General features: G+C 37.1%; 29 protein-coding genes and 1 riboswitch. Of the genes, 16 read left to right on the forward strand and 13 right to left on the reverse strand.

What is annotated here, in order from left to right; all coding sequences use genetic code 11:
* The first annotated feature begins 121 nt into the window (after window positions 1–121).
* Window positions 122–1093 (forward strand): alpha/beta hydrolase, encoded by a 972-nt coding sequence (locus tag ACIQXJ_RS12255; protein ID WP_403053858.1) that lies wholly within the window; start codon window positions 122–124, stop codon window positions 1091–1093.
* A gap of 66 nt (window positions 1094–1159) precedes the next feature.
* On the opposite strand, the gene ACIQXJ_RS12260 is transcribed toward ACIQXJ_RS12255, so the two are convergent.
* A complete protein-coding gene (locus tag ACIQXJ_RS12260) occupies window positions 1160–1630 on the reverse strand; it encodes an S-ribosylhomocysteine lyase (RefSeq protein ID WP_340825553.1) in 471 nt (156 codons plus the stop codon).
* A 294-nt stretch (window positions 1631–1924) separates the two neighbouring features.
* Window positions 1925–2071, forward strand: a riboswitch (cyclic di-AMP (ydaO/yuaA leader).
* 235 nt (window positions 2072–2306) lie between these two features.
* Here ACIQXJ_RS12260 and ACIQXJ_RS12265 point away from each other — a divergent pair.
* Together ACIQXJ_RS12265 and ACIQXJ_RS12270 are read left to right on the forward strand one after the other, a co-directional pair.
* Complete coding sequence (locus ACIQXJ_RS12265) at window positions 2307–3575, forward strand: MFS transporter (protein WP_403053861.1); 1269 nt, start codon at window positions 2307–2309, stop codon at window positions 3573–3575.
* 13 nt (window positions 3576–3588) lie between these two features.
* On the forward strand, window positions 3589–4767 hold the full coding sequence (locus ACIQXJ_RS12270) for a M20 metallopeptidase family protein (RefSeq protein ID WP_403053864.1): 1179 nt from the start codon (window positions 3589–3591) through the stop codon (window positions 4765–4767).
* Between the two features lie 214 nt (window positions 4768–4981).
* Here ACIQXJ_RS12270 and ACIQXJ_RS12275 read toward each other — a convergent pair whose 3' ends face one another.
* The 3 genes from ACIQXJ_RS12275 to ACIQXJ_RS12285 form a co-directional block, all read right to left on the reverse strand.
* Window positions 4982–6391, reverse strand: a complete 1410-nt coding sequence (locus tag ACIQXJ_RS12275) for an NCS1 family transporter (RefSeq protein ID WP_403053867.1) — start codon at window positions 6389–6391, stop codon at window positions 4982–4984.
* A gap of 23 nt (window positions 6392–6414) precedes the next feature.
* The gene (locus ACIQXJ_RS12280; protein ID WP_403053870.1) at window positions 6415–7215 is read right to left on the reverse strand and encodes a carbon-nitrogen hydrolase family protein; all 801 of its coding nucleotides are present in this window, start codon (window positions 7213–7215) and stop codon (window positions 6415–6417) included.
* Between the two features lie 383 nt (window positions 7216–7598).
* Window positions 7599–8102: a cysteine hydrolase family protein gene (locus tag ACIQXJ_RS12285; protein WP_403053873.1), complete on the reverse strand. Its 504-nt coding sequence runs from the start codon at window positions 8100–8102 to the stop codon at window positions 7599–7601.
* A gap of 95 nt (window positions 8103–8197) precedes the next feature.
* On the opposite strand from ACIQXJ_RS12285, the gene ACIQXJ_RS12290 reads away from it, so the two are divergent.
* On the forward strand, window positions 8198–8317 hold the full coding sequence (locus ACIQXJ_RS12290; protein ID WP_403053876.1) for a hypothetical protein: 120 nt from the start codon (window positions 8198–8200) through the stop codon (window positions 8315–8317).
* Here the strand turns inward: ACIQXJ_RS12290 and ACIQXJ_RS12295 are convergent.
* Both ACIQXJ_RS12295 and ACIQXJ_RS12300 read right to left on the reverse strand, forming a co-directional pair.
* Window positions 8314–8775: a PH domain-containing protein gene (locus ACIQXJ_RS12295; protein ID WP_403053879.1), complete on the reverse strand. Its 462-nt coding sequence runs from the start codon at window positions 8773–8775 to the stop codon at window positions 8314–8316. The genes ACIQXJ_RS12290 and ACIQXJ_RS12295 overlap by 4 nt on opposite strands.
* A gap of 38 nt (window positions 8776–8813) precedes the next feature.
* On the reverse strand, window positions 8814–10505 hold the full coding sequence (locus ACIQXJ_RS12300) for a sigma-54 interaction domain-containing protein (protein ID WP_403053881.1): 1692 nt from the start codon (window positions 10503–10505) through the stop codon (window positions 8814–8816).
* A gap of 148 nt (window positions 10506–10653) precedes the next feature.
* Between ACIQXJ_RS12300 and ACIQXJ_RS12305 the strand changes: the two genes are divergently transcribed.
* From ACIQXJ_RS12305 to ACIQXJ_RS12315, 3 genes are read left to right on the forward strand one after another with little or no spacing between them, the layout of a single operon-like run.
* Window positions 10654–11532: a polysaccharide deacetylase family protein gene (locus ACIQXJ_RS12305; RefSeq protein ID WP_403053883.1), complete on the forward strand. Its 879-nt coding sequence runs from the start codon at window positions 10654–10656 to the stop codon at window positions 11530–11532.
* A gap of 11 nt (window positions 11533–11543) precedes the next feature.
* A complete protein-coding gene (locus ACIQXJ_RS12310; RefSeq protein WP_403053886.1) occupies window positions 11544–11873 on the forward strand; it encodes a hypothetical protein in 330 nt (109 codons plus the stop codon).
* Between the two features lie 9 nt (window positions 11874–11882).
* A complete protein-coding gene (locus ACIQXJ_RS12315; RefSeq protein WP_403053888.1) occupies window positions 11883–12884 on the forward strand; it encodes a CobW family GTP-binding protein in 1002 nt (333 codons plus the stop codon).
* Window positions 12885–13117: 233 nt separating this feature from the next.
* On the opposite strand, the gene ACIQXJ_RS12320 is transcribed toward ACIQXJ_RS12315, so the two are convergent.
* Together ACIQXJ_RS12320 and sirA are read right to left on the reverse strand one after the other, a co-directional pair.
* The gene (locus tag ACIQXJ_RS12320) at window positions 13118–13336 is read right to left on the reverse strand and encodes a YneF family protein (RefSeq protein ID WP_024361518.1); all 219 of its coding nucleotides are present in this window, start codon (window positions 13334–13336) and stop codon (window positions 13118–13120) included.
* A gap of 100 nt (window positions 13337–13436) precedes the next feature.
* On the reverse strand, window positions 13437–13862 hold the full coding sequence (gene sirA, locus ACIQXJ_RS12325; RefSeq protein WP_173478238.1) for a sporulation inhibitor of replication protein SirA: 426 nt from the start codon (window positions 13860–13862) through the stop codon (window positions 13437–13439).
* Window positions 13863–14091: 229 nt separating this feature from the next.
* Between sirA and ACIQXJ_RS12330 the strand changes: the two genes are divergently transcribed.
* The 6 genes from ACIQXJ_RS12330 to ACIQXJ_RS12355 all read left to right on the forward strand — a co-directional run bounded on the left by ACIQXJ_RS12330 (window position 14092) and on the right by ACIQXJ_RS12355 (window position 18698).
* The gene (locus ACIQXJ_RS12330) at window positions 14092–14445 is read left to right on the forward strand and encodes a lmo0954 family membrane protein (protein WP_173478237.1); all 354 of its coding nucleotides are present in this window, start codon (window positions 14092–14094) and stop codon (window positions 14443–14445) included.
* A gap of 16 nt (window positions 14446–14461) precedes the next feature.
* The gene (locus ACIQXJ_RS12335; protein ID WP_403053891.1) at window positions 14462–15100 is read left to right on the forward strand and encodes a PspA/IM30 family protein; all 639 of its coding nucleotides are present in this window, start codon (window positions 14462–14464) and stop codon (window positions 15098–15100) included.
* Window positions 15101–15234: 134 nt separating this feature from the next.
* Window positions 15235–16326: an alpha/beta fold hydrolase gene (locus ACIQXJ_RS12340; protein WP_403053893.1), complete on the forward strand. Its 1092-nt coding sequence runs from the start codon at window positions 15235–15237 to the stop codon at window positions 16324–16326.
* A gap of 41 nt (window positions 16327–16367) precedes the next feature.
* The gene (gene liaF, locus ACIQXJ_RS12345) at window positions 16368–17057 is read left to right on the forward strand and encodes a cell wall-active antibiotics response protein LiaF (protein ID WP_403053896.1); all 690 of its coding nucleotides are present in this window, start codon (window positions 16368–16370) and stop codon (window positions 17055–17057) included.
* Window positions 17054–18091 carry a sensor histidine kinase gene (locus ACIQXJ_RS12350; RefSeq protein WP_403053899.1) on the forward strand — a complete coding sequence of 346 codons (1038 nt, stop codon included), beginning with the start codon at window positions 17054–17056 and terminating at the stop codon, window positions 18089–18091. Before liaF ends, ACIQXJ_RS12350 begins: the two co-directional genes overlap by 4 nt.
* Window positions 18066–18698, forward strand: a complete 633-nt coding sequence (locus ACIQXJ_RS12355; RefSeq protein ID WP_403053902.1) for a response regulator transcription factor — start codon at window positions 18066–18068, stop codon at window positions 18696–18698. Before ACIQXJ_RS12350 ends, ACIQXJ_RS12355 begins: the two co-directional genes overlap by 26 nt.
* A 95-nt stretch (window positions 18699–18793) precedes the next feature.
* On the opposite strand, the gene ACIQXJ_RS12360 is transcribed toward ACIQXJ_RS12355, so the two are convergent.
* Entirely contained in the window at window positions 18794–19561 is a 768-nt protein-coding gene (locus tag ACIQXJ_RS12360) for a sulfite exporter TauE/SafE family protein (protein ID WP_403053905.1), read from the reverse strand.
* Between the two features lie 99 nt (window positions 19562–19660).
* Here ACIQXJ_RS12360 and ACIQXJ_RS12365 point away from each other — a divergent pair, with 99 nt between their 5' ends.
* Window positions 19661–20542, forward strand: coding sequence for a LysR family transcriptional regulator (locus ACIQXJ_RS12365; RefSeq protein WP_403053908.1), 882 nt, complete (start codon window positions 19661–19663; stop codon window positions 20540–20542).
* Between the two features lie 233 nt (window positions 20543–20775).
* On the opposite strand, the gene tkt is transcribed toward ACIQXJ_RS12365, so the two are convergent.
* Together tkt and ACIQXJ_RS12375 are read right to left on the reverse strand one after the other, a co-directional pair.
* On the reverse strand, window positions 20776–22770 hold the full coding sequence (gene tkt, locus ACIQXJ_RS12370) for a transketolase (RefSeq protein ID WP_403053911.1): 1995 nt from the start codon (window positions 22768–22770) through the stop codon (window positions 20776–20778).
* 219 nt (window positions 22771–22989) lie between these two features.
* Window positions 22990–23223 carry a DUF896 domain-containing protein gene (locus ACIQXJ_RS12375; RefSeq protein WP_403053914.1) on the reverse strand — a complete coding sequence of 78 codons (234 nt, stop codon included), beginning with the start codon at window positions 23221–23223 and terminating at the stop codon, window positions 22990–22992.
* 182 nt (window positions 23224–23405) lie between these two features.
* On the opposite strand from ACIQXJ_RS12375, the gene ACIQXJ_RS12380 reads away from it, so the two are divergent.
* Entirely contained in the window at window positions 23406–23927 is a 522-nt protein-coding gene (locus ACIQXJ_RS12380) for a GNAT family N-acetyltransferase (RefSeq protein WP_403053917.1), read from the forward strand.
* An 88-nt stretch (window positions 23928–24015) separates the two neighbouring features.
* Here the strand turns inward: ACIQXJ_RS12380 and ACIQXJ_RS12385 are convergent, their stop codons facing one another.
* Window positions 24016–24681 (reverse strand): YneB family resolvase-like protein, encoded by a 666-nt coding sequence (locus ACIQXJ_RS12385; protein ID WP_403053920.1) that lies wholly within the window; start codon window positions 24679–24681, stop codon window positions 24016–24018.
* Entirely contained in the window at window positions 24678–24992 is a 315-nt protein-coding gene (gene yneA / locus ACIQXJ_RS12390) for a cell division suppressor protein YneA (protein ID WP_173478223.1), read from the reverse strand. The genes ACIQXJ_RS12385 and yneA overlap by 4 nt, the downstream gene beginning before the upstream one ends.
* Window positions 24993–25167: 175 nt before the next feature.
* Here yneA and lexA point away from each other — a divergent pair, with 175 nt between their 5' ends.
* The gene (lexA, locus tag ACIQXJ_RS12395) at window positions 25168–25785 is read left to right on the forward strand and encodes a transcriptional repressor LexA (RefSeq protein ID WP_401008790.1); all 618 of its coding nucleotides are present in this window, start codon (window positions 25168–25170) and stop codon (window positions 25783–25785) included.
* Window positions 25786–25795 lie beyond the last annotated feature (10 nt).

The following is a 25795-nucleotide window of genomic DNA, read 5'->3' on the forward strand; positions in this document are numbered from 1 at the left end:
TTGTCGTGTTTTAAACAAATATAGTTGGGAACATTACAATTAAGAAACATGCATTTACCTTATGATAACTTAGGGACGAATGCCTAGACATACAAAGAAACAAGTCGTGGAGGTATTGAAGATGAAAAAGAAAATGCTTTTATTTTCAGGTATTACAACGACGCTCGCCGCTGCTGCAACGGGGCTGTTCGGCTTTGCGCTTTCCAATAAATTAATGTACATTCAGCAAAAAGACCCCGATTTTATTCGTGAACGTGAAACAACTGCCAAACGTTTTGACGAAGCTTGGTACAATAAAAATTTTAAATGCGAATTAAATATTGACTCTCCTAATGGCTACTCCATTCGCGGCATTATGTTCCAACCACTGCAAACAAATAATACAATGATTATTTGCCATGGGGTGACAGAAAATAAAATCAACTCGGTCAAATATGCACGCCTTTTTGAACGACTAGGGTACAATTCCGTTATTTTTGACCATCGAAGACATGGGGAGTCAGGCGGCAAAACAACAAGTTATGGTTATTATGAAAAAAATGACTTAGATGCTGTTGTAAACACCGTGAAAGCGATGATTGGTGAAAATGCCATCCTTGGGATCCATGGTGAATCAATGGGTGCAGCAACAATGCTGTTGTATGCGGGAACGGTTGAAGATGGTGCTGATTTTTATATTGCAGATTGTGCCTTTTCAGATTTTTCAATGCTGCTTAAACAAATTGCGAAGACAGAATTTAAATATGGCTCTATCATTCCGATTCGTTTCGCTGATTTCTTTATACGACTGCGCGATGGTTATTCATTTAAAAGTGTAACGCCTTCTGAAGCTGTCACACACATCGAAAAGCCGGTTCTCTTTATCCACAGTATTCCTGATACATTTATTCCAGCTTCCATGTCGCTCGATTTATATAATAAAAAGACTGGACCGAAAAAGTTAAAGCTTTTTGACAAAGGTGCACACGCTCAGTCCTTTAATGAAAATATGGCTGAATATGAAGATCTGATACATGACTTTTTAGAAAGTTTTATTTATCAAAAAATAAATTACGATTCTTCCTCCTCCAATGTCATTCCTTTTCATCGTTAAATGAAAAACCTTGCAAGCAAAATGTCCACCTGATAATGGACATTTTACAATTTGCAAGGTTTTTTATTATTCTGCAAAAACGATATGCCATTCATCACGTTTTGCTAAAAATTCTTTTGCAAGTGCCTGTGCACCTTCAAGACTATGACTAGCGGCCCAGCCACATTGCACTTCATTACACGCTGGTACAGCTGTTGCATTCGTGACATCTGTAAATGTTTTTTCTAAAATCGTTAGTAATTCATCATAATCATTATGATTAATCAACGATACATAAAAGCCTGTTTGACAACCCATTGGACTGAAATCGACAATATGGTCGGAGTAATTGCGAATAATATCAGCCGATAAATGCTCTAAAGAATGGAGTGCTGGCATTTCCATATGCTCCTTATTAGGCTGTTTTAAGCGAATATCGTATTTATAGACTTCATCGCCACTTTTTCCTACTTTTACACCCGCTAAACGGACATAAGGTGCTTTTACTTTCGTATGGTCTAAATCAAAACTTTCCACATTGGTTTTTTCACGTTCCATTGCTAACAGCTCCTTTTCTGACAATACTAACTATTATAACTGGTTTTCTATGAAATGTGTAAATTTTTAAAATAGAATGATAATTTAAATGTATCCTTACACAAATTTTCAAATTTATAACAATCTAAATCTTTCTCCTTTTGAAAAAAATTTTTCGCACTTTATATTACCGTTATTCTGATACCCTAATTAATAAAGGTTTTATCAAGTAAAAAAATTTTTCTTCTCATTTGTCAAAAAAATTTTCTGTATTTACTAACTTTTCTTGAAATAGTAGTATCATAGCAGTTTCAACTTTCTAGATCGCTGAAACCAATGGATGCGGGGGAACCAAATTTTTTGGATGAACATTCAATCCAAGGGGTGAATCCTTGTTAAGGTAGGGCTACTCAAAGGCCCGAATCCGTCAGCTAACCTCGTAAGCGTTAAATGAGAAGGAAGATGGAGCTTGTACTATTTGAAAATGATGTATTTACGGAGCTTAAGGCTTTAAAAATACTTATGATCAATACAACCTCCAAACCTCCCCATCATTACTTTTTAATGAATTAGAAAGCGTGATGAAACGATCGTGGGTAACACCATTTATTATGTTAGAGATATTTGAAAACGGATTCAACACCACTTATCTCCATCGTATTGCCCTGATTACTAAGTAAAAACGGAGGAAACCAATATGACTACTCAACAAGAAAAAAAAGGCATCTTTTATGGATGGTGGATTGTAGTAGCTTGCGTCATGATTATGACGTTTTTGTATGCACCAATTATTAATTTAGTGTCACTTTATACTGTTCCTGTAACGGAAGATTTGGGAATTGGAAGAACTGAATTTATGACGTACTATACGATTATGGCTTTAGTATCAATGATTTTCTGTCCAATTGCAGGAAAAGTGATGAGGAAAATGGACATTCGTCTTTACTTGACGATATTTACAACGCTAGGCACCATTTCATATATAGGATTTTCATTTGCAACGACTGCGATGCACTTTTATTTATTCGCAGTGCTAATGGGGGCTTCATTAGCAGGAGCTGCTCTTATTCCTGCACCAGTATTAATTACAAATTGGTTTAACGAGAAGCGTGGATTATGTTTAGGGATTGCACTAGCAGGTAGTGGTCTTGGTGGTGTCATCCTTAGCCCTGTCCTAAACTGGCTTATTACAGATTATGGTTGGAGAAGTGCTTACCTCATTACGGGCATTTCAATGTTTGTGTTAATCGTACCTATGGCATTATTCGTTATTCGACTTAAACCTGCAGATAAAGGCCTTGTTCCGCTAGGTGAAATAAAAAATATAACGACTTCTTCACAAACAGTAGAAGGGCTTTCACAAAGGGAGGCATTTAGATCCGTATCATTTTGGGCACTTTGTGCGGCAATTGTTATCGGCGGTATTGTCGTGAATGGTATGATCATTAACCTTGCACCATATTTAAAGGATATCGGGGGCACACCTCAACACGCTGCAATATTACTTTCTTTAGGTTCAGCAATGGTAATCGTCGGAAAGTTATTAGTCGGTCGCTTATACGATAAATTAGGTACCATCACAACGTTAGTGATTATTTGTGGCTCTGCTTTAGTAAGCTTTTTATTTTTGATGAGAGGCGACCTATTAATACCTGGTATCCTGTATACGATATTTACTGGATTTGGTGCAACGGCTGTTACAGTTACACCTGCTTACTTAACTTCATCACTATTTGGTGAAAAAGAATATAGCGCGAAATTTGGGATTGTCTCATTATTTTCATCACTAGGCGCTGCACTAACACCAATTGTTTCTGGAGCGATTTATAATATTAATCATTCATATGGATTACTGTTAAATGTCTTAATTGTACTTTCAATCTTATTATTTGGATTGTTTGTCATTGCCATTAAAACAAAACCTAAATTGAATACAACTTCAGATATGGAATATTCATTAGACTAGAGAGGTGTATCATATGACTAAACATGAAACATTAATAATGGCGGAAAATTTTCAAGAAGAATTAATTGAGCATCGCAGACATCTACACCAACATCCTGAGATTGGATTTGAACTACCAAATACAATCTCATACGTTGAAAAAACTTTACTTTCTATGGGCCTAACACCTCAAAAAGTAGGACAAGCAGGGCTTGTTGTAACGATTGGTAATGGCAACGGGAAAACAATATTACTAAGAGGCGATATGGACGCATTACCGATGGAAGAAAACACAGATTTACCGTTTAAATCAACAAATGGATTTGCACATACTTGCGGTCACGACATCCATACAACGTTTATGCTCGGTGCTGCAAAGCTTTTAAAAGAGAAAGAAAATGATATTAATGGAACTGTCAAAATCATGTTCCAGCCCGCTGAGGAAATTGGTCTTGGCGCAAGGGATATGATAGAAAATGGCTTACTCGAAAATCCAAAAGTCGATGCAGCCATTGCCCTCCATGTAACGCCAGATTTAGAAGTAGGGAAATTTGGTTACAAACCGGGCATCGCCGCTTCATCATTAGATGGCTTCTTCCTAAAAGTGCAAGGCAAAGGCGGGCACAGTTCTGAGCCTCAAAATGCCATTGATCCATTAATGATTGTCAATGCGATATACAATCAAATGAATACATTAGTCAGCAAAGAAATTGATCCTAAAGAAAGAGCCGTTCTCGTTATTGGTAAAATGGGTGGCGGCACAGTAGCAAATATTATTCCTGATACAGCACTTTTAGAGGCTACACTACGCTCTTTCAAACCAGAAGTTAGGGATCATCTATTTAATCGAGTTCAAGAAATAATAGATGCCACAGTGAAAATGATGCGTGGAACATATGAATTAAAGACCATCTCTACCCCATCACTTTATAATAATGAAGCACTGTGCGAACAAGTTGTACCTTTTGTGAAAGAAATTTTAGGGGAAGTCAATTTACAAATTGACGCTGAACCATTAGCCGGCACAGAGGATTTCTCTTACATTAGCCAACAAGTTCCAACAATGTTTATGTGGGCTGGTTCCAACGGATTAGGAGACAACAACTACCCACTACACAACCCTAATATCATATTAGACGAAGGTGTACTTCCATTAGGTGTAGCGGTCGTTGTGCATAGTGCGATTAGCTGGTTACACCAAGCTAACAGATAAGTTATAAAAAAAGCCTTATTAAATGAACTCTTCTCATTTAATAAGGCTTTAATGGCAATTATTCATAAAAAGTCTTCCACAGTTTGTCGCACTAATTAAGGAAACTTATATTTGTTACCTACAATTAAGACATTAACTTTCCTATCTGAATTTAAATAATTGAAAAATGAATTTTAAAAAGAGTAATATATTACTCGCTCATTTTCAGACCATTCTATTTAGAAATTTCCCAATCACGGTTCGCAGAGGTTCCTAAATATTCATCTGCGTAATTAGATTCTATTTCTTTTTGCGGGAATTTCTTTAAGTACCATCGTTTCATTAGTACATAGTAAATGAGAGCAGATAAAGGGAAACCAACGAAATACATGTAATCAATAAACACTATAGCGAGTACACTACTAATTAACCATGCTAGCATTCCTGCCCAGTTTACCCCTCGATTGAATGTAAATTGACCCTTCTTCTCGTACAAATCCTTCACATGCAAACGACGCTTGCGAATTATGTAGTAATCACAAATGATTACCCCTGCTACTGACGACATAATGGCGCCGGAGTATCCTAAGAAACGGAATAACTGCTCCAATATAATCCACGGTTGAAACAATGTACCGACAACGCCTGCCAAAATAACACCCCATGTATATGTCAAATTAATGCTAGCGCCTGCATTAACGAATGTTAGCGAGGCAGGGATTAAATTAGACGCAGTATTGGTTGACCATTGAGCCAATATAACGAGCAATAAAATCATCACCATAACCCAACCCGTTGCAATTTGTTGTACGACATCAATCGGATTCCAGTTGCCAGTAGCTAAAAAACTAATTGCACCAATAATGCCGATAAAGGTTTGGACTGTTGGTAAAGCTAATAAGTGAGGGATAAAATTATTTTTATTGCGCCGGAACCAATTGCGCTCATTGACTGGTGCTTTTACATAACGAGTAATATTCGGTATATCTACGGCAAGTAAAGACCAAAAGCCCATATTAGCAGCCATAATAAGCAACCATGTTGTTTCAGCTAAGCTACCTTCATATGTAAAAATATTTAACCCTTCTTCTGTAGCTATACTTGAAATCTTCACAAAAATCCAAATAGAAATTAAAATAATGGAAGGTGCTGCAATGACAGCAAATCGATCGATTGCCTTAATACCAATGGCTGTATTTGCTATTTGAACGGCGGCAAATATGACATACCATACAAACCAAAAATCAAATCCCGTTAAATCCGCAACAATATAGTTAATAGCCGTTGCGCCAAGATAGGTTTGAATCCCGAACCAAATACAAGCGACTATACCTCTTATTAACGATGGGATATGCACACCCACTATGCCAAAAGGTGCTCTTAAATAAGCTGCAAACGATAAGCCATGCTCAATTCCAATATCTCCGGTTAAACTAGCGACAATGGCGATTAATACATTGGCAACAAAAATAGCGCCTGCTAATTGCCAGAGTGTCATTGATTCAATACCATTCGCGCCAATTTGGAATGTGGCAATAATAACCGCCATCCCAACCCAAATATTAAAAAATCCTAGCCCTGTAATAATGCGATGCCTTCTTAAAGTGGGCACGATATCCTTTGTGATTAATGTGTTGCGTTTCATAAATCTCCCCCCTGATTAGAACTTTATTCTCTTGGACGAAAAACGGCTTTATTTAAATCTCTTAAGTAAGGTACTTCTCTACGTTGTTGAATGACTCGTTGTAAATCAATTGTTGCGACGATGCATTCATCTTCCAGTACAGCTTCGACTAAAACTTTGCCTTGTGGATCAATAATTCTGCTTTTCCCACCAAAATGCGTTGACTGTTTTTCAACTCCTGAACGATTAGCTGCAATAACAAAACAGCCATTTTCGATTGCTCTTGCTTTACTCGCAGTCTCCCAGACGTAGTAACGCTGTTCGCCAAATGCCGAAGGATATACGAGAATATTGGCTCCTTGTAATGTCAAAATTCTTGCTCCCTCTGGAAATCCAATTTCATAGCAAATTTGTAGACCCATTTTCAAATTGCCTTTTTGGATGATCGACAATTCATCACCTTTATTAAATCTAAGATTTTCTTGATCCCAAAGATGCGTTTTTCGATATTTCCCCAACACGCCATTTTTAGCTATGACAATAGCGGTATCAAAAATAGTTCCTTCAATTTCACCTCGTTCTAAAATACAGCCAATAATCGTGACATCGTATTGAGTGGCAATACGCTGTAAAAACTCGGTCGTTTCCCCTGGAATCGTCTCAGCATATTGCCAATCTTGTTCTTCTACCCGATATCCTGTATTAAATAATTCGGGTAATACAATGAGTGTTGCCTGTTGTTCAAGTGCTTGTGCTATTAATGTTTGCGCTTTTTGTAAATTGCCTTCTTTATTGCCTAGTTCACAATTCATTTGTATAGCTGCTACTACATGCTTCAAAGTCATCACTCCCCTTTAGTAATTTTAAGACTGCCGATATCTCCTACATTCCATAACCCTCCTTTCCTATATAAAATTTCGAAGCAAAAATCGTGCCAACTTTTCATCGATAGATATATTGTTAAAGACGCACTTATACTGCAAATTTTTTAAAGGGGAAAATGGAAACTTTGTAACGAAGTTATGCATTTTTGCATAGTAGCAATGCAATTTAATGTATGTACTGGTAGAAGCTCCTGAATTGCTGATAAAACCCGTGGTATCGCCGGTAGATTAATGTATATCCTGCACTGAGTGGAAAGTGACCGACATATGAGATACCATCAGAACAACAAAAAAGTGTTAGATTGATCAAAGTCAATCTAACACTTTTCCCCTAACTATAAAATTCATTCTATAAATTTCAAAAATCTGTTATTCCATATATTTTCGTAAAAATCAATTGTCTCTTGTGCTGACATAAATGGGTTATTGAGCGTAGAAGTCGCTTTACGTACCATAAAGTTTGCGTATCCTAGGCCATGGGCAAATTTAATCGTTGCATCCATACAATACTCTGTTTGGGCGCCGCAAAATTCAATACGCTTTACAGCTAATTCGTCTAACATCGTTTTTAAGTTTGTTTTGTAAAATGAATTGGCATGTTCTTTTCTAACTAAATAGTCTTGCTCTTGCACATCTAAGTCAGCATGAATCGCCCAAAGTTCCTCTTCTGGTACGAGTTCTTCATCACAATGTTGGACGAAAATAATTGGTTTTTGCTGTGCTCGGTAGCAGGCAATTCGATTATTTACTTTAGTAAGTAAATTTGGTAAATCAACCAAATGCTCTGCACTGAAACATACGCCATTTTGTAAATCGATGACGATTAAAACATCTGCATTAGCTTCCATTATTTTGCCTCTTTCATATTTAATTTATTGTTGATACAAGTATTTATGGACATTTTATTACTATTGAATTTTCATTTGCACAAATCTCCTCGCTCTTGCTCGGTTGTTTATTAGCCATTGTAGGCATCGAGCAACGCAAACAAAGAAGCCGTCTAGGTTATTTAGTGTCAGCAGTATCCTTACTTGTAATCGGTGTAAGTATTTACACATGTTAAACGTCATAACCTGCCCATGACTCAACGTTTTCAAATAGGGCATGCGGACAGCGTTTTTTTAATTCTTCAATAAACCCCAATTTATTCTCCGTTAAAATCTTGATACGACCAAAGCTTGTAGATTCCACACATAGCTCAAGTCCTATATCAGATGGTGTAATACGATAGCCCGTAAATTTATCTGTTGTCGGCGCAACCTTTGTTATTGTGTGATAAGGTACACGTCTTTTGAATGGTCCACCTTTTATTAATAAATACTCTTTATAGAAAATACATTGTATCGAAGTGCCGTACCACCAAACAAAACCTCCAGCAACAAGAAAGAGAACAACAATCAGCAGTAAAATAGGAAATGGTAATTGTTTATACAATGAAAGCAATGGAATTGAACCCATGATGACAACGACTAAAAAGATACTGATTAACAAATACATGTTTACCTTTGTGCGAAAAACCATTCGTCCCTCCCCCTTTCTCCTTCCATTATATAGCATGTTTATCGAATATTAAATTTGGCCATTTTCCTACTAATGGTAGATTGATTCACTTCTAATAATTTTGCCATCTCAACAGTCGATTGACATGTTGCAAAAGCCATTTGCAATAATTCCTTTTCCGCATATTCTACACATTTTTTTAAGGGCATGATGTCCTTAACGAGTACAGACTTCTCCTTTTTATTTTCGTTCCGTGCAATTGCTAGCGTTTCGCTTGTTATATAATCGGAGTCACTCATAACATAACATCGTTCAATGACGTTTTGTAATTCTCTAATATTGCCAGGCCAGTCGTACTTTGTTAACTTATCTGCAAAACTTGTATTGAATGTTTTGGCTGTATAATATTTATTATTTAAATTCGTTAAAAAATGACTTGCTAAAGGCAGTATATCTTCTTTGCGGTCACGTAACGGCGGTACATGAATGGGGATAACATTTAAGCGATAATATAAATCCTCTCTAAAATTCCCTTGTGCCACTTCTTCAGCAAGATTTCGATGGGTTGCTGCGATAAACCGAACATTGATAGGGATTGTTTTAGCGCTACCGATACGCTGTAGCGTTTTTTCTTGAATGACGCGAAGTAATTTTATTTGGAGTGCAGGTGGCATATCGCCAATTTCATCTAACAACAACGTGCCGTTATGCGCTAGTTCAAATAAGCCGATTTTACCTTCTCTATTTGCGCCAGTAAATGCACCTTTTTCATAGCCAAATAACTCGGATTCTAGTAAATTTTCTGGAATAGCACTACAATTGATTTTCAAAAAAGGCTTCGTTTTACGGTCGCTCATATCATGAATATAATTGGCGAAAACCTCTTTGCCGACACCTGTCTCTCCTAAAATTAAGACGGTCGAATCTACTGCTGCCACTCGTTTGGCAAGCGCTACTACCGCTTCAAGTTGCTTACTTTGATAGATAAGCGAGCTTGTTAATTGGCTATCCTGTTGGCTCAGTTCATGTTGATAGTCATGAATTATTCTTGTCAAACGTTGGATTTCTTGTTGTAAATTTTTTATATTTGTAATATCTCTAGAAGCATTAACTACCCGCATAATTTCGCCTTGCTTATTTTTAATAGGCGTTCCGACAACTAAAAGCCGTTTGTTATTTTTCGTTTGTTGGACCGTCAAAATTTTCTTGTTGTTTTCTAACACTAATCTTGTAATCGAAGGTTTGTACACCCCCTCCCTTTCCAACTCTAAAACATTTTTCCCTATTAGCTGTTCTTCACTTACCCCCCATAGCTGTTTACAAGCAGCACTTACCCGTAATGTTTTCCCTTGATGGTCAGATACATAAAGAGCACCATAAGTAGACTCAAATATCGCCTTTAAATCTTCACTCTCTTCTTTGTAGCGTTCATATTCATGTTGGTATGACCGCCATGTTAAATTGATAAAAACTAGTATGTAATATTTATCTTTGTCTACAACAATCCTTGAAAAGAAATATTGATAGCTTTTGCCAGCGCAAATAATATTTTTCATAAAAGGAATACCAGTCGACATTGTTTTTCTTAATAGCGGGAATAGTTTCCTATGATTGATCATTTCTCGGTTAAATTGAATGGCTTTTTGAGCTTTAGTATTTAGCAGTTTAATAGAAAATTTTTCATCGTAAATAATTGATGCTAATGGCAGCTTTTCGATCGTTTCAGAAGAAATTTTAATATTTCCAAGCATAGTACCTCTCCATTCTTTAATTTTTTCAGCATTATAACATAAGCTTTATGCAATTGTGCATATTTTCTAAATTTTTTAAAAAATTTATTACATATTTCGATTTTTTCGCTAGACTATTTATAAAAATTCATAAAGGGATGGATGTAAGATGCAAAAAGAGATTTTAGTTGCGTATGGTGTTGATGTTGATGCTGTAGCAGGTTGGTTAGGGTCATATGGTGGCGAAGATTCACCTGATGATATTTCACGTGGTTTATTTGCAGGTGAAGTAGGTACTCCTAGATTGTTAGATTTATTCGACAAACATAATATTAAAACAACTTGGTTTATTCCTGGTCATTCGATTGAAACATTCCCTACTGAAATGAAAAATGTTTTTGAACGAGGACATGAAATTGGCGCACACGGATATTCCCATGAAAATCCTATTGCGATGACACCGAAACAAGAAGAACAGGTGTTGCTCAAATCAATTCAACTTATTGAAGAGTTAACGGGCAAAAAACCGACTGGCTACGTCGCGCCTTGGTGGGAGTTTTCCAATGTGACGAATGAGTTATTAATTAAGCATGGCATTAAATACGATCACAGTTTAATGCATAATGATTTTACACCTTATTATGTACGTGTCGGGGACAAATGGACAAAAATTGATTATAGCAAACAAGCGGAAGAATGGATGCAGCCGTTAGAAAGAGGCGAAGAAACCGATTTAATTGAAATCCCTGCAAACTGGTATTTGGATGATTTGCCTCCGATGATGTTTATAAAAAAATCTCCAAACAGTCATGGTTTTGTTAATCCTCGCGATATCGAACAAATGTGGAAAGATCAATTCGATTGGGTTTACGAAAATATGGATTATGCTGTTTTTACGATGACAATCCATCCAGATGTAAGTGGCCGTCCTCAAGTAATACAAATGCATCATCGCCTCATCAACTATATTAATTCCCATGAACATATTCGTTGGGGTACTTTTAATGACATTGCAAACGATTTCTCAAAGCGTCATCCACGCGCTTAAGGGGGCATTTTATGTGTATTTTTTGTGGCGATTTCATTGCGAATGTACATTGGACAGAGATTAAAACAGATACCACATCGGAAATTATCGTAGGCGACTTACAACGTTTTAGACAGCAATCTAGAATTGAGCGCGTTCAATTCATCAATAAAATTTTAGTGTTATATCAATTAAAGTTGACTGATTGGAATGGAAGTAAATTTCTTCTTAGCGATTTAAAAGGGAATATGTCTATCGTGCATGATTTAGGTACTTTATGGGCTGAAGTAGAAAAATTGAATGGCTATGCCATTGATCCACTGAGCACTAACTTAATGGAAAAAATAACGATAGCGAATTGAGTGAAGCATATGTCATCTGGGAAAAAACCGATTACAATTATTACTGGTAGCTTAGGTAGCGGTAAAACAACACTGCTTCAAAGCTTATTAACGCATCATCAACTAACTGAAAATATTGCTGTTATCGTCAATGAATTTGGCAAAATCGGCTTAGATCATTATTTGCTAAGACAAGCGGAAGAAAAAACGACCTTACTACAAGGCGGTTGTATTTGTTGTCATGCGCGTGAAGATTTAGAGGAAGAACTGAAAAACTTGCTATTTAGTTATGAACAGGGAGAAATTAATTTTGACCGGATTATTATCGAAACAACTGGACTAGCCGATCCCGCTCCAATTTTATTTACCATAATGACAAATCCTATTTTACAGCATCGTTTTGTTATTGATGGGCTCATAACGACCGTTGATGCTAAAAACGGGGCAATGCAAATTAAAAATCATGAGGCAACAGTCAAGCAAATTTCGGCAGCTGATACCGTTGCGCTAACGAAAATCGATTTAGTAAAGAAGGAAGAACTTGATTTAATTCGTGCAGAAATAATAAAGATTAACCCCGCCTGTTCAATTGTTCATGTTGAAAATGGCAAAGTGGAACCATCTATTTTAAATGTTGAAAGAAAATTTTATAACAATCGTCTACCTAGCAACTATCAGTTGCTTCCTCACAGTACATCGCATATTCATTCAATTTCTTTTGCTTTTTTGCAACCATTAAATTGGAATAGTTTCGGCGTATGGCTAAGCTTATTGCTCTATGCAAGAGGAGAAAACATACTTCGCGTAAAAGGAATGGTAGACGTTGGTGATGCAGGACCCATCATCTTAAATGGTGTACAGCATATTATTCACCCTCCTATCCATTTAAGTGAATGGCCAGAAAATACACAGGTTTCACATATTGTCTTTATTATGAAAGATATCCCTACTGACTTATTGAAGCAATCATTATTGTCCTTCCAAACATTTCTCGGCACAAAAGTCGATTTACTACATGTTCACTCCATATAGGATCCATGAAAAAACGTGCTTAGCTAAAAATTGTTCCTTTAGTTAAGCACGTTTGCTGTATCCGTAATCGTGTAACTGACTAAAATATTTTGCGCTGTAAACCATGCCTTAAAATAAATGTGATTTGCTAGCTATTCGCATTATCGACGCGTAATTTAATGTCGTTAATATTTATGTATGCAAACGAAAAAAGCAACCGGTTTACAAAACCAGCTGCTCCTTAAAAACTCCAATTATTTCTGGAATTTATTCATTTGAGTCATCATTTGGCGTACTTGCTTTTCAGACGGCGTACGACCCATTTGTGCCATCATCATTCGAATCATTTGTTCGTTAATTGGTGGGTTTTCTTTTAAATATTTCATCATAGCTTGACGTGCAAAATAGAAACCAAGTGCTGCGCCAGCTGCTAATGCGATAATTACAATAATAATCCAGCCCCATGTAGGCATACAACCAACCTCCTCCACTACAATATACCGAGAAAAAAACTCTCCACGCTCCATTATACACCAAATACTAGCGTGTTACTATATATTATAGTGAAAATTCCTAGTGCATTGTATACTTCATCGGCTTTAACCAACCACACTCATTATCTTGTTTATTAAATGCAATAAAACGCTCACTCATTTTTGCTAGCATTTGAAATAAATCCAAATCAAGCATTCGCGAGCCTTCACAATAGACACAGATTTTACGATCTACTAAATAAATCGCCATCTTTCCTTTTATCGGATGTTCTAAAAATAAAGCATTCCGCGCTCTTTCTAAATGAGCATATTTGGAATCTAGCTGTGCTTCTAGCATTGCAGCAATTTCATCGAAGCGGACAGTTTCACATATATACGCGAGTTCTTTTAAGGATTTCTCATTGGCATCTTCACAGCCCTGCATCATTTCTAATAACTTACGCTCTCTGCCGAAAATAAACGTTAAATGCTCTTCTTTTATTTTATATATGGAATAGGTTCTCACCAGAAATCCCCCTTCGCTCAGTTTCTTTAATGTAAGTATAGCTGATTAGACCATGTTAATTTGTCAAACGAAGGAGGTAACCATCTTCTATTTTTGTCGAAAAGCTTCTAGTTTCAGCTTATAAAATAATGCTCAGCCTCAAGACCTAGATGAAAATCCATTTCCAGTCCGTTTTAGATGATCTTTCAAACAGGTAACATAAAGGTACAAACGAAAGGAGCTAAAACATATGAAAAAATTTCTTTTATTAACTGGAGGTATTATTGCAGCATGTGTCGCACTTGCATTAATCGGCCCAATTACAGGCTTATTATTCTCAGGTGTACTCGTTGCACTAGGCATGCACTTCTACATTGGCAGTAAATCGACATTCGCAAAAATCATTTGGTTTACAGTTGGTCTAATTGGTGTGCTTTCAGCTGTTTCTAATATTCCAGCGATGATTGGTCTTGCAGCAATCGCCATTATTTATGTTATCTACAAAAAATGGAATGGCGAGGATGTTAAAATCCCAACAGTGGAAGCGAAAGAAGAAGATCCGTTTACAAACTTTGAAAAAGAATGGTCAAATTTAACAAAATAAAAGGAGCGAATTACAAATGAACTTATTCCAACGTTTTAGATACACAATTGAGGCTGATTTACATCAAGTATTTGATAAAAAGGAACAAAAAAATCCTATCGCTATGTTAAATCAATATATTCGCGAGGCAGAGAAGCAAACAGAGCAAACAGGTAAATTATTAGAACGTCAAGGCAAGCTAAAAGAAAAAATGGAACATGAGCTAAAACAAAATGCCGAATTACTAGCTAAACGTGAAGCGCAACTTCAATTAGCGTTGGCTAGTGGCGAACAAGACTTAATCGATTTCGCATCTGATGAAGTAGCAGCTTATACAACTCGCAATCATACGTTGCAGGCAAGTATCGAAGCGAGCACACAAGAATACTTTGAGCTAGAGCGTAAATTTGAAACAATGAAGCACAAAATTAAAGATATGAAAGTTCGTCAATTACAGCTAATGGGGAAAGAAAATGTCACGCGTGCACACCATCAAATGGACGGCATGCTTGCCAACAACAACAAGGCTAATTTCGAGGATTTAGAATCTTATATCGATAAGCTTGCTTACCGTATCGACAAAGATCACGAGGTGACAACTTTTGAGGCACGCCTTGCAGCGCTCGAAAAAAATACAGCCGAAGCTGCTTCACCACTACTCATTGAAAAGAAATAACATGTTATAATGGAAAGAAATAAGGGATGCCTCAATTATTGAAGCATCCCATTTCTTTGAGTATAGGGGGAATAAAAAGAGATAAAGGATAATGATAAATGAAAAATAATAAAAAAAGGAAACGGTTTAATCTATTGATTACTATATGTATTTTTGCTTTTCTTATACTTATGTTTCTGACAATCATATTATTTAGTTATCGTTTTATCGCACAACAACACATTCAACAAAAAAGTAGTGACCTAATCGACAATGGTGGCATTAGTGAGCTTAAAGAATTAAATGTCAATGGAGACAAACAATTTCTATTAGTTGAAGGTAAAGATAAGACCAATCCATTTTGTTTATTTTTACATGGTGGGCCTGGTTCACCGTTCCCATATGGCGTAAGCGCTCGAACATTATTTCCGGAAATAACCGATCATTGTGTTGCTGTGTATTATGATCAAAGGGGTTCAGGTAAAAGTTATACTAAAGATTTATCTATTTCTACTATGAACCTTAGTCAATTCACAGATGATGCGAAAGTTATCGTTGATTATATTAGAGAAACTTATCATCAAGAAAAAATATTTGTTATTGGTCAATCATTTGGTACAGTGATTGGCACCCAATTAGTAGCCAACTATCCAGAGAAAATTCATGCCTATATGGGCATAGCTCAATTAACGAGTAGTAGTAAAGGGCAAGAACTTGGTTATAATTGGTTAAAGGGTGAAGCTATTGCTAATGATGATAAGAAGACACTCCAAGTATTAGAGACATTAGGAAAAGGGCCGTATTTTGCAGACGATGAAGATCGATTTAGCGATCTTATCAATCAATATAAAGGTATGAATTATTATGATGATACGATAAAAAAAGTGAATGTCATTGATTTAATAAAAGGGGCGTTTACTTCCCCTGATTACTCACTACAGGATTTATATAAAACATTTATTTCAGGTCCACAATTTAGCCTTATACAAAGCACCGACCTAAAAAAAGAAATTATAGAGACGGATTTTTTTGAGTCTGTAAAGCGTATCGATGTCCCTGTATATTTTATTCAAGGTAAATACGATAAACAGACTAATTATGAATTAGCGCATCAATATTATGAATTATTAGATGCACCAAACGGTAAACAATTTATCACATTAGAACACTCTGCCCATTATCCGAATGCACTTGATTCTGATATAATACCAAACGCCATTAAAATGATGGTAGAAGCTCATTACTAGGAATCTGACATTCCTCGGAAATAAATTTAGTAGAAAGAAGGGTGACCCTCTTGCAAAACTTTACAACAAATAAACTCACATTTTGGGTACTATGCTTCTTTTTACTCGTTTTTGTAGAGCTCACAATTTTCAATAATGGTGGCGCTTTTTGTTTAATAATTGGAGCTGTATTGCTCTATTTAAGCTTTTCGAAAAACATACGATTTGTAAAATGGACAGGAATTTTCTTTATCGCCATCTCCCTTTTTACGATGTGGAGTTTGCGCCTATTTATCGTTATTTTGCTCTTATACACACTCTATCAATACTTACAACGAGAAAATGAACCGAAAATCGTTACATTAGAATTCGAAAAGCTTCCAGCAAATAAAAATGAACTATTTGGGACAATACCTGCACCTGTAGATGCCTATAAATGGCAAGATGTTCAAATCCAACGTCTTGCTGGTGACATTACAATCGATACAACCCAAACGATTTTACCTGCTGGCCCAAGTCTAGTTACAATCCGACAAGGAATTGGCAAAGTGCAAATATATGTTCCTTATGAAATTCCATTTCGATTACACTACACGACGTTATTTGGAGAATTTACGTGTCTACAAGGCGGTCCACAGCGGCTCCTGAATGAAAGTATTGTGTTCTCAGATGGCAACCCTGAAGATGCAAAGCGTACCCTCGTTATACACGTTGCTACATGGCTAGGAGATTTGGAGGTGCTACGTAAATGATTGCATTTCTTTCAAGAGTATTTACTTTATTTTTCATATTGATTGGTGCAGCTTTCGGCCTTCTTTTTGCTGTCTGGGGCGAACCAAATGAAAAAGTTTGGCAACCTTTATGGCAACAAAACTATGATAATATGCCACTAGGTGGCGTGATTTTAATAAGCCTTTTTGCCCTTAGTTTCATTATTTCATGCTGGATTAGTATGACAGCTCGAGCGCGAGAGGCACAAGCTACTCGCTTTGTGAAGGAATTAATCGAGCCTGATTTCGTCCTTCCTAAAAAACAGGCACTACCGAAACCACTGAAAAAAGCACTTGTTCAAACGAGCGAGCTAATTGATACACAACGGAAAAGTTTACAGCGACTTTCCAATGAACGTGCGGAAGCAAATGATAAAGTCATCCAAGAGCGCATTATTGCCGAACGTCAACGGCTTGCACGTGAACTGCATGACTCCGTTTCACAGCAATTATTTGCCGCTTCCATGCTACTTTCTGCTCTGACAGAAAGCGATGAAAATGCTAAAAGCTTAAAGCAAGTAGAAAAAATTGTACAGCAGGCACAGCTTGAAATGCGGGCATTATTATTACATTTACGTCCTGTTGCCCTGCACAATAAAACGCTCGCCCAAGGGTTAGAGGAATTGATTATCGAGCTTCAACAAAAAGTATATTTTCATATTGAATATGAGCTAGAGGAAATGTCTTTATCGAAGGCAGAGGAAGATCATTTGTTCCGCATTGCGCAGGAAGCTTTATCAAATACGTTGCGTCATTCTAAAGCATCAGAGGTTGAACTACTTCTTGTTGCCCGAGATGATTTAGCGATTTTACGTATTCAAGATAACGGCCTCGGCTTTGATGTGGAGGCAGATAAATCGACTTCTTATGGACTACAAAATATCGCCGAGCGAGCGGTTGAAATTGGCTGTACGTATAAAATTGTTTCCGTACCTGGAGAAGGTACGATTGTAGAGGTCAAAGTTCCCCTACAGAAGGAGGTTGTTGAAGTTGATACAAGTATTAATAGTGGATGACCATGAGATGGTCCGAATTGGCGTATCTGCCTACTTGTCAGCACAGCCTGATATTACCGTTGTTGGTGAAGCGGAAAATGGTGTAGAGGCTGTAGAACGTGCCCTTGCCCTTCGACCAGATATTATTTTAATGGACAATGTCATGCCTGTAATGACAGGAGCGGAAGCGACTGCCAAAATATTAGAAGCCTGGCCAGAAGCGAAAATCATGATGGTCACAAGCTTTTTAGATGATGACAAAGTTTATCCGGCTTTGGAGGCTGGCGCGGTTAGCTATATTTTAAAAACATCCAACGCTAAGCAAATTGCTGACGCCATTCGTAAAACAATCGGCGGAGAAACCGTTTTGGAGCCCGAAGTCACATCTAAAATGATGCACCGTATGCGCTACGGTTCGAACACACCACTTTATGAACAATTAACTGACCGTGAAATGGAAGTTCTCCTACTAATGGCAAAGGGCAAAGCAAACCAAGAAATTGCTGATGACTTATTCATTGCATTAAAAACCGTGAAAACCCATGTCAGCAATATTTTAGCCAAATTAGACGTCCAAGATCGTACACAAGCCGTCGTCTACGCCTTCCAAAATGGATTAGCTAAGTAATCATAATAGTTTCATAAGGCTTTTAAAAGGATAACTAACATTTTGCTAGTTATCCTTTTCTACTCATTTAAACAATCTTTAATAATACATGTAATTTAGAACAATAAATCACGTACAACTTGTGCAATCAATAGAAGGAAGATTGCGGGCATAGCGATTTGAAGCCATTTCATTCGAATGTACGGCACCAACTTCATTCCTAAGTGCGATCCCAAAATCGAACCTACTGTAACTGGAATAGCAATCCCCCAATTGACGATACCAAATAGATAGTAAAATACAAAAGCACTCATGCAACTAGAAAACATCATGAAACGTGTTAATTCAACAGCCCTTAAATAGCTATGTCGCCTCTTCAAAAAATACATACTATTCATTAATGCAGAACCTGGACCAAATCCCCCGTCATACATACCAATAAAAAAAGGTGTGATAAACAATGGCTTTTGTTCATGATGATCTTCTTCCTTCTTCCCTATATTTTTATTATTTTTGAGTACAATAAAAAAGGATAGAACTAAAATAAAACAAGCAATAATATTCATGATTTGTTCAGAAATCCGTGTTGCTAAAAATGCCCCTGATATTCCGCCGAAGCTTGCCATGATCATAAACGGCACCATTTCCTTCAGAGCTATTTCTTTTTTAAACAATAATGTGATGACATTTGTAAATGAAGATATTCCTGTCGCAAACTTATTCACTGCCACCGTAGCATGAATAGGTACACCTACTACTAGCATTGCTGGAAGTAATATAAAACCTGCTGCACCAAACATAACCCCAATCATCGCAGCTATGATACCGATCGAACATAACAGCAATCCATCTACTGAAAACCATTCATTTATAAGAATAGCCATTCCACTCACCTCTCTCTCTAAATTACTGCTATAATTTACATAAAACAAATATATCTTTTTTTCCTATTCATAAAAAAAATTTATAATATGGTGATAACAATGAATTTACATGCGCTAAGAATATTTACAAAAATGGCGAATTTAGGGAGTATTACTGCAGCGGCAAATGAATTACGGTTAAGCCAACCTGCTGTGACAATCCAAATTCGTAATTTAGAAAAAGAGTTGGGTTTGCAGCTAACGAAAAGTAAAGGACGAGGAATTCAATTAACAGAAGAAGGGCGCTTTGTTTATGAACAAGGACAACGCTTGTTTCACTTAGAAGCCCAAATTGAGGATAAGCTGAAAGTATTTGTGGCAAAAGAAGAAAAAATTCATATTGCGACTTCTTACATTCCGATTAATTATGTCCTACCTGAATATATCGCAAATTATAAATTAATGTATCCTGGTGTAGAATTTTACGTATCACTAGGAAATGTAAAATCAGTGGAAGATAAAATTCGAAATTACGAAGCAGACTTCGGATTTGTTGTTCAAAGTAATATTGGACACGAAGATTTATATTTTGAAAAGTTAATGGAAGTCGAATTTGCGTTTATTGCTCATCCATCCCATCCATTGGCGAATCAAATCGTTTCGTTACGTGAGTTATCACAGGAGGAATTAATTTATCGGGAAAAAGGTAGTTCGACACGCGACTTATTAGAAGCTGTTTTTTATGCTCAAAATTGCCCATTGCCTAAGATTGGCTTACAAATGCAAGGACTATTTGAATCTTTAAAAGCTGTAGAAGCAGGCTACGGAATTGTCCTCGCTCCTCTTCTCAGCGTAACTGACAGCATCAAAACCAATAAATTGGCACAAATCTTTATCAAAAATGTAGAAATTAAACAAAGTTTATTTATTTGCACACGAAAAAGTGAATTGAAAAAACCAATTTTTGTACGTTATATAAATGAACAATTTGAATCACAATAACATATCTTTTTATAAAAACTACCTATGATATTCTAAGGTCGAAACACCTGCCAGTACAGTATGAATGGAAAATCCATTTTTGCGACACCACCTCAAAAATTTGCTGGAGCATAAAGCTTCTTAATTCATAATCAACGGGCTGTCTACACGCTAAAACAAAAAAGTACACCACTATATACGTGGTGTACTTTTTGTTTACTTAAAGAGTAATGTTATTTTATTCTGTAATAATTTTATAGCGCTTTAACTTTCGCTACAACATTTTCTACAGTGAAACCGTATTTTTCCATAACTAATTCACCTGGTGCAGAAGCGCCGAACTTGTCGATAGCAAGAACGTCTCCTTCAAAGCCAGTGTATTTATGCCAGCCGAATGATGCACCCATTTCGATTGCAAGACGTTTTGTCACAGCTTTTGGAAGAACTGATTCTTTATATGCTGCATCTTGTTTTTCGAAGCGATCCATTGATGGCATTGACACAACTACTACATCCATGCCTTCAGCTTTTAATGCTTTTTGTGCTTCAATTGCAAGTGAAACTTCTGAACCTGTTGCAATTAAAATTGCATCTGCCACTTCTTTAGAAGCAGGTGATACAGTGTAAGCTCCTTTTGTAACACCTTCGCGAACTGTTTCAATTGACGCGTCAAGCACTGGTAAGTTTTGACGAGACAATACTAAAACAGTTGGTGTTTTTTCAGAAGATACTGCAAGCTCCCATGCAACCGCAGATTCATTCGCATCTGCCGGACGAACAACAGAAAGATTTGGCATTGCACGTAATGAAGCTAAGTGTTCGATTGGTTCATGTGTTGGACCATCTTCCCCTACAGCAATTGAGTCATGTGTGAATACATATGTCACAGGAAGACCCATTAGTGCAGAAAGACGCACAGCAGGACGAACGTAATCTGAGAATACGAAGAATGTACCACCAAAGACGTTTAGACCACCGTGAAGAGCCATACCGTTCATTGCTGCGCCCATTGCAAATTCGCGCACACCGAACCAAATATTACGACCAGCATAATCATCTGCTGAGAAATCGCCTGCACCCTTCATCGTCGTTTTGTTCGAGCCAGCAAGGTCTGCTGAACCACCGAAGAATGATGGCGTTTTCTTTGCAATTGCATTGATAGCATCCCCTGAAGAAGAACGTGTTGCTACAGATTTACCTGCTTCATATACTGGTAATTCTGATGCAAAATCTTCTGGAAGCTTACCATTCATAGCATTTTCGAATTGAGATGCTAATTCAGGGAACTCAGCTTTATATGCTTCAAATTTAGTATTCCAAGCTGCTTCAGATTGTGCACCTTGCACTTCAGCAGCTGCATTGAACGTATCATATACTTCAGCAGGAATTTGGAATGGTTCATGTGCCCATTCGTACGCTGCTTTTGTTAATACAACTTCATCAGTACCTAGTGGAGCACCGTGAGAATCAGATTTACCTGATTTGTTTGGAGAACCGAAACCAATTACTGTTTTCACTTCAATAAGTGTTGGCTTGCCAGTAGATTTTTTCGCTTCCTCGATTGCTTGGTTAACAGCTTCTACTTCTGTACCGTCAGCAACCTTTAAATAGTTCCAGCCATATGACTCAAAGCGTTTTTGTACGTTTTCAGAGAATGATTTTTCTAAATCACCATCTAATGAAATATCATTTGAATCGTATAATACGATTAATTTTTCAAGTTTTAAGTGACCGGCTAATGAAATCGCTTCAGCTGCAACACCTTCCATTAAGTCGCCATCGCCGCAAAGCGCAAATGTATAGTGATCGACAATATCATGTCCTGGTTTATTATAAGTAGCAGCTAAATGACGCTCTGCCATTGCCATACCAACTGACATGGCAATACCTTGTCCAAGAGGACCTGTAGTTGCCTCTACTCCAACAGTATGACCGTATTCTGGATGTCCTGGAGTTAATGAATCCCATTGACGGAAGTTTTGAATTTCTTCCATTGGAAGGCCGTAACCTCCAAGGTGAAGTAGGCTATATAAAAGCATAGAGCCGTGACCTGCTGAAAGTACGAAACGATCGCGGTTATACCACTTTGGATTAGCCGGATTGTGGCGAAGTTGTTTTGTCCAAAGCGTATAAGCCATTGGCGCTGCCCCCATCGGTAAGCCTGGGTGACCTGAATTTGCTTTTTCAATTGCATCAATTGACAATGTTCGGATAGCATTAATCGCTAGTTGATCCGCATGTTGAGTCATTATGTTGTGACATCCTTTCTCGTCCTATATATTGTTCTACTACAGTTTAGTCAACATTGTCCTAGAAAACAATGCTTTTGTTATACTATTTGAGATTTATGTCATACTTTATCATCATTTTGTAACTTGCATTTAAAATGTAAGAACTGAATGACGAATATTATCCAGCTATAACAATAGAAAATCCAAACGTTCTAGTACTGGATTAAATGTGACATATTAATTTAAAAATTTATTTTTTATCGCTTGTTTTACCTTCTCAGGTGTAACGTCATTGCCTTCTTCATCGACAACTTTAACATTTTCAATCGTATCGCGCATTGACGCTCTAAATGTATCTAAATATTCTTTGCGAAGAGAAGTACGCTCTTTCGCTTCTTCCTCTGTTAAATTGCCCGCTTTCGCTTTTGCTGCTAATTCATTAATTCGATTAATTTTTTCTTTTGATAACATTGTTACACACCTTTCAATACCTTTATCACTTCAGTATGCAAAGTATAGCATGGTTTCCCTTAAAATGCAGTTATACCAACCCTTAAAAACACTTCTTAGCCATAATTTACATGACTTCCAGATGTTAGTCGTGTATAACTATTTATACAAGGAAAAAATTTATACTTATTGGAGGAAATAAGGTGAACATCACAACACAGCGATTACATATTCGAAAATTTGAAGCACAGGATTTGCAAGCTGTTTATACTTATATGTCAGACAAATCAGTGATGCACTATATGCCAGAAGGTGTTTTAACTGTAGAACAGGTACAAAAATTTATAACAGATAATAGCGGGGAGCAAGCACAACATTTTGCTATTGTTTTACATGATCAGCCACAGGTCATCGGTCATCTCGTTTTCCATCCCTACTTTGGTGAACATACCTATGAAATTGGATGGGTGTTGAATCCTGCATATTATCGTCATGGCTATGCTTCAGAAGCAGCGCACGCCCTATTAGATTATGGGTTTACCAAAATGAAGCTTCATAGAATTATCGCTACATGCCAGCCCGAAAATATTGCTTCCTACCGAGTGATGGAAAAAATCGGTATGCGACGTGAAGGTTTTTTCAAAAAGTGTATACCGCATGGTGACGATTGGTGGGATGAATACTATTACGCAATTCTGCAGGAAGAATGGGTAGCTTCAATATGAAATTTATCTTGCCCTACAACCTACTTGGACAGTTTGTTTTACAAACAGGAATGTTTTTAAGCATAAAAAAAAGATTAGCAGGGCAAAATTAATTGCCCGCTAACCTTTCTTGATGTTCTTGATACCGCCTATGTACGGTTGCCTTACTGACATCGAAGCCAAGACCTCTTAGTGTTGCAGCAATTTCCTCATAGGTAAAGCCCCGATTTCGTAGCTTTACAATTTCTTCTATAGGTACTTCCTTACGCTCCTGACCATTTGGATTACCACGATTGGAAAGGTTATTTTCAGGACGATAGCCATTTTCTACTGCACGGCGCATGCCACGACGAATTTTCGCATTATGGATTTTACGTTGATATTCCTCAACAATAGCTAAAATTTCGAGCAACATCGTATCCATCTCATTCAATTGCACAGGCCCTGCATCACGCATGGAAAAAACATCTGTTTCAGTTTTTTGCAACAAATGAAGTACAGCCATTCGTGCATTACCACGTCCTAAACGTGTTTCATCTTGCACAAATAATGCTTGTATCTCGTTTTCTTTAATATAATCGAGCATTTCAAGTAATCCTTCGCGCTCAACATCATACCCACTATGCTTATCCAGAAAAACATTTTTCACATCATAGTTTTGTTGCTTAGCATAACGAAGTAATTCTTCTTGTTGACGCTCCAATGAAGAACTTTGTGTCTCTTTTTCGGTGCTCACACGGCAGTAAATTACAGCCGTTCGTTGTTTATTCATCATCTTTCACTTCTCGCAATTTCAATTGAATTGGTGGGTATCTTATTGTCACCCACTACTGGTATAACGAGTGATTTTCCAGCAACTATTTTCACGCTATGTAATTCGTTCTCGGCTTTCACAAGTTTTATCCAGTCGTCCGTACCCATTTTACCACGGTATTGCTCAGCTAACGACCATAAGCTATCGCCATGTTCAATATTAATTTCAGTGTAAGTAATGTCTCCAGGATCAGTTATAACAAGATAACCTGCAAATAGTAAAAATGCGCCTAACAAAATTGAAATATGTGTATTTTTTTTAAACCAATTCATTCATCATATCCCCTTTTTAGAATGTTTGTTCGGAATGTATGTTCTTATAATAAAGCGAACAGACGTTTTTGTCAAACACTTTTCGAACCTATGTTTGCATAAGTGTTCGCATTCTGCTATACTATCTAGTAAGAAGATAGTAAGAAGAATGATATAAAAAAAGAGGTGAGCAATCATGAAAAAAGTTTCGAAAAGACAAGAGGATATACTAGCGTTTATCAAAGAAGAAGTACGTGCAAAAGGCTATCCGCCATCTGTACGTGAGATTGGGGAGGCAGTTGGACTTGCTTCCAGCTCAACGGTTCATGGCCATTTAGCTCGTTTAGAGCAAAAGGGCTTTATTCGACGAGATCCTACTAAGCCACGTGCGATTGAAATTTTAGAGCCAGAAGATTCAATTCAAAAGCAAAGCGTCATCCATGTACCACTTGTTGGTAAGGTAACAGCTGGATCACCTATAACAGCCATCGAAAATATCGACGAATATTTCCCATTACCTGATATTTACGGTACAAGTGAAGATCAGCTATTTATGTTAGAAATCATGGGTGAATCGATGATTGAGGCGGGCATTTTTGACGGAGATTTAGTCATCGTCAAGCAAAGAGCAACAGCTGATAACGGTGATATTGTTGTTGCAATGACAGAAGAAGATGAAGCAACAGTTAAACGCTTCTTCAAGGAAAAAAATCATTTCCGCCTACAGCCAGAAAACGCTACAATGGAACCGATTATTGTAGATCAAGTTTCAATTTTAGGACAAGTAGTCGGCTTATATCGCCGTGTACATTAATGCATTCTCA

The sequence above is a fragment of the Lysinibacillus sp. NPDC097868 genome (genome assembly GCF_044761135.1).
GTDB lineage: Bacteria > Bacillota > Bacilli > Bacillales_A > Planococcaceae > Lysinibacillus.

What these genes read in the sequence shown, in the direction of transcription:
- ACIQXJ_RS12255 (WP_403053858.1), top strand. Translation starts at nt 122, where the DNA reads ATGAAAAAGAAAATGCTTTTATTTTCAGGTATTACAACGACGCTCGCC.
- ACIQXJ_RS12260 (WP_340825553.1), bottom strand. Translation starts at nt 1,630, where the DNA reads ATGGAACGTGAAAAAACCAATGTGGAAAGTTTTGATTTAGACCATACG.
- ACIQXJ_RS12265 (WP_403053861.1), top strand. Translation starts at nt 2,307, where the DNA reads ATGACTACTCAACAAGAAAAAAAAGGCATCTTTTATGGATGGTGGATT.
- ACIQXJ_RS12270 (WP_403053864.1), top strand. Translation starts at nt 3,589, where the DNA reads ATGACTAAACATGAAACATTAATAATGGCGGAAAATTTTCAAGAAGAA.
- ACIQXJ_RS12275 (WP_403053867.1), bottom strand. Translation starts at nt 6,391, where the DNA reads ATGAAACGCAACACATTAATCACAAAGGATATCGTGCCCACTTTAAGA.
- ACIQXJ_RS12280 (WP_403053870.1), bottom strand. Translation starts at nt 7,215, where the DNA reads ATGACTTTGAAGCATGTAGTAGCAGCTATACAAATGAATTGTGAACTA.
- ACIQXJ_RS12285 (WP_403053873.1), bottom strand. Translation starts at nt 8,102, where the DNA reads ATGGAAGCTAATGCAGATGTTTTAATCGTCATCGATTTACAAAATGGC.
- ACIQXJ_RS12295 (WP_403053879.1), bottom strand. Translation starts at nt 8,775, where the DNA reads ATGGTTTTTCGCACAAAGGTAAACATGTATTTGTTAATCAGTATCTTT.
- ACIQXJ_RS12300 (WP_403053881.1), bottom strand. Translation starts at nt 10,505, where the DNA reads ATGCTTGGAAATATTAAAATTTCTTCTGAAACGATCGAAAAGCTGCCA.
- ACIQXJ_RS12305 (WP_403053883.1), top strand. Translation starts at nt 10,654, where the DNA reads ATGCAAAAAGAGATTTTAGTTGCGTATGGTGTTGATGTTGATGCTGTA.
- ACIQXJ_RS12310 (WP_403053886.1), top strand. Translation starts at nt 11,544, where the DNA reads ATGTGTATTTTTTGTGGCGATTTCATTGCGAATGTACATTGGACAGAG.
- ACIQXJ_RS12315 (WP_403053888.1), top strand. Translation starts at nt 11,883, where the DNA reads ATGTCATCTGGGAAAAAACCGATTACAATTATTACTGGTAGCTTAGGT.
- ACIQXJ_RS12320 (WP_024361518.1), bottom strand. Translation starts at nt 13,336, where the DNA reads ATGCCTACATGGGGCTGGATTATTATTGTAATTATCGCATTAGCAGCT.
- ACIQXJ_RS12330 (WP_173478237.1), top strand. Translation starts at nt 14,092, where the DNA reads ATGAAAAAATTTCTTTTATTAACTGGAGGTATTATTGCAGCATGTGTC.
- ACIQXJ_RS12335 (WP_403053891.1), top strand. Translation starts at nt 14,462, where the DNA reads ATGAACTTATTCCAACGTTTTAGATACACAATTGAGGCTGATTTACAT.
- ACIQXJ_RS12350 (WP_403053899.1), top strand. Translation starts at nt 17,054, where the DNA reads ATGATTGCATTTCTTTCAAGAGTATTTACTTTATTTTTCATATTGATT.
- ACIQXJ_RS12360 (WP_403053905.1), bottom strand. Translation starts at nt 19,561, where the DNA reads ATGGCTATTCTTATAAATGAATGGTTTTCAGTAGATGGATTGCTGTTA.
- ACIQXJ_RS12365 (WP_403053908.1), top strand. Translation starts at nt 19,661, where the DNA reads ATGAATTTACATGCGCTAAGAATATTTACAAAAATGGCGAATTTAGGG.
- tkt (WP_403053911.1), bottom strand. Translation starts at nt 22,770, where the DNA reads ATGACTCAACATGCGGATCAACTAGCGATTAATGCTATCCGAACATTG.
- ACIQXJ_RS12375 (WP_403053914.1), bottom strand. Translation starts at nt 23,223, where the DNA reads ATGTTATCAAAAGAAAAAATTAATCGAATTAATGAATTAGCAGCAAAA.
- ACIQXJ_RS12385 (WP_403053920.1), bottom strand. Translation starts at nt 24,681, where the DNA reads ATGATGAATAAACAACGAACGGCTGTAATTTACTGCCGTGTGAGCACC.
- yneA (WP_173478223.1), bottom strand. Translation starts at nt 24,992, where the DNA reads ATGAATTGGTTTAAAAAAAATACACATATTTCAATTTTGTTAGGCGCA.
- lexA (WP_401008790.1), top strand. Translation starts at nt 25,168, where the DNA reads ATGAAAAAAGTTTCGAAAAGACAAGAGGATATACTAGCGTTTATCAAA.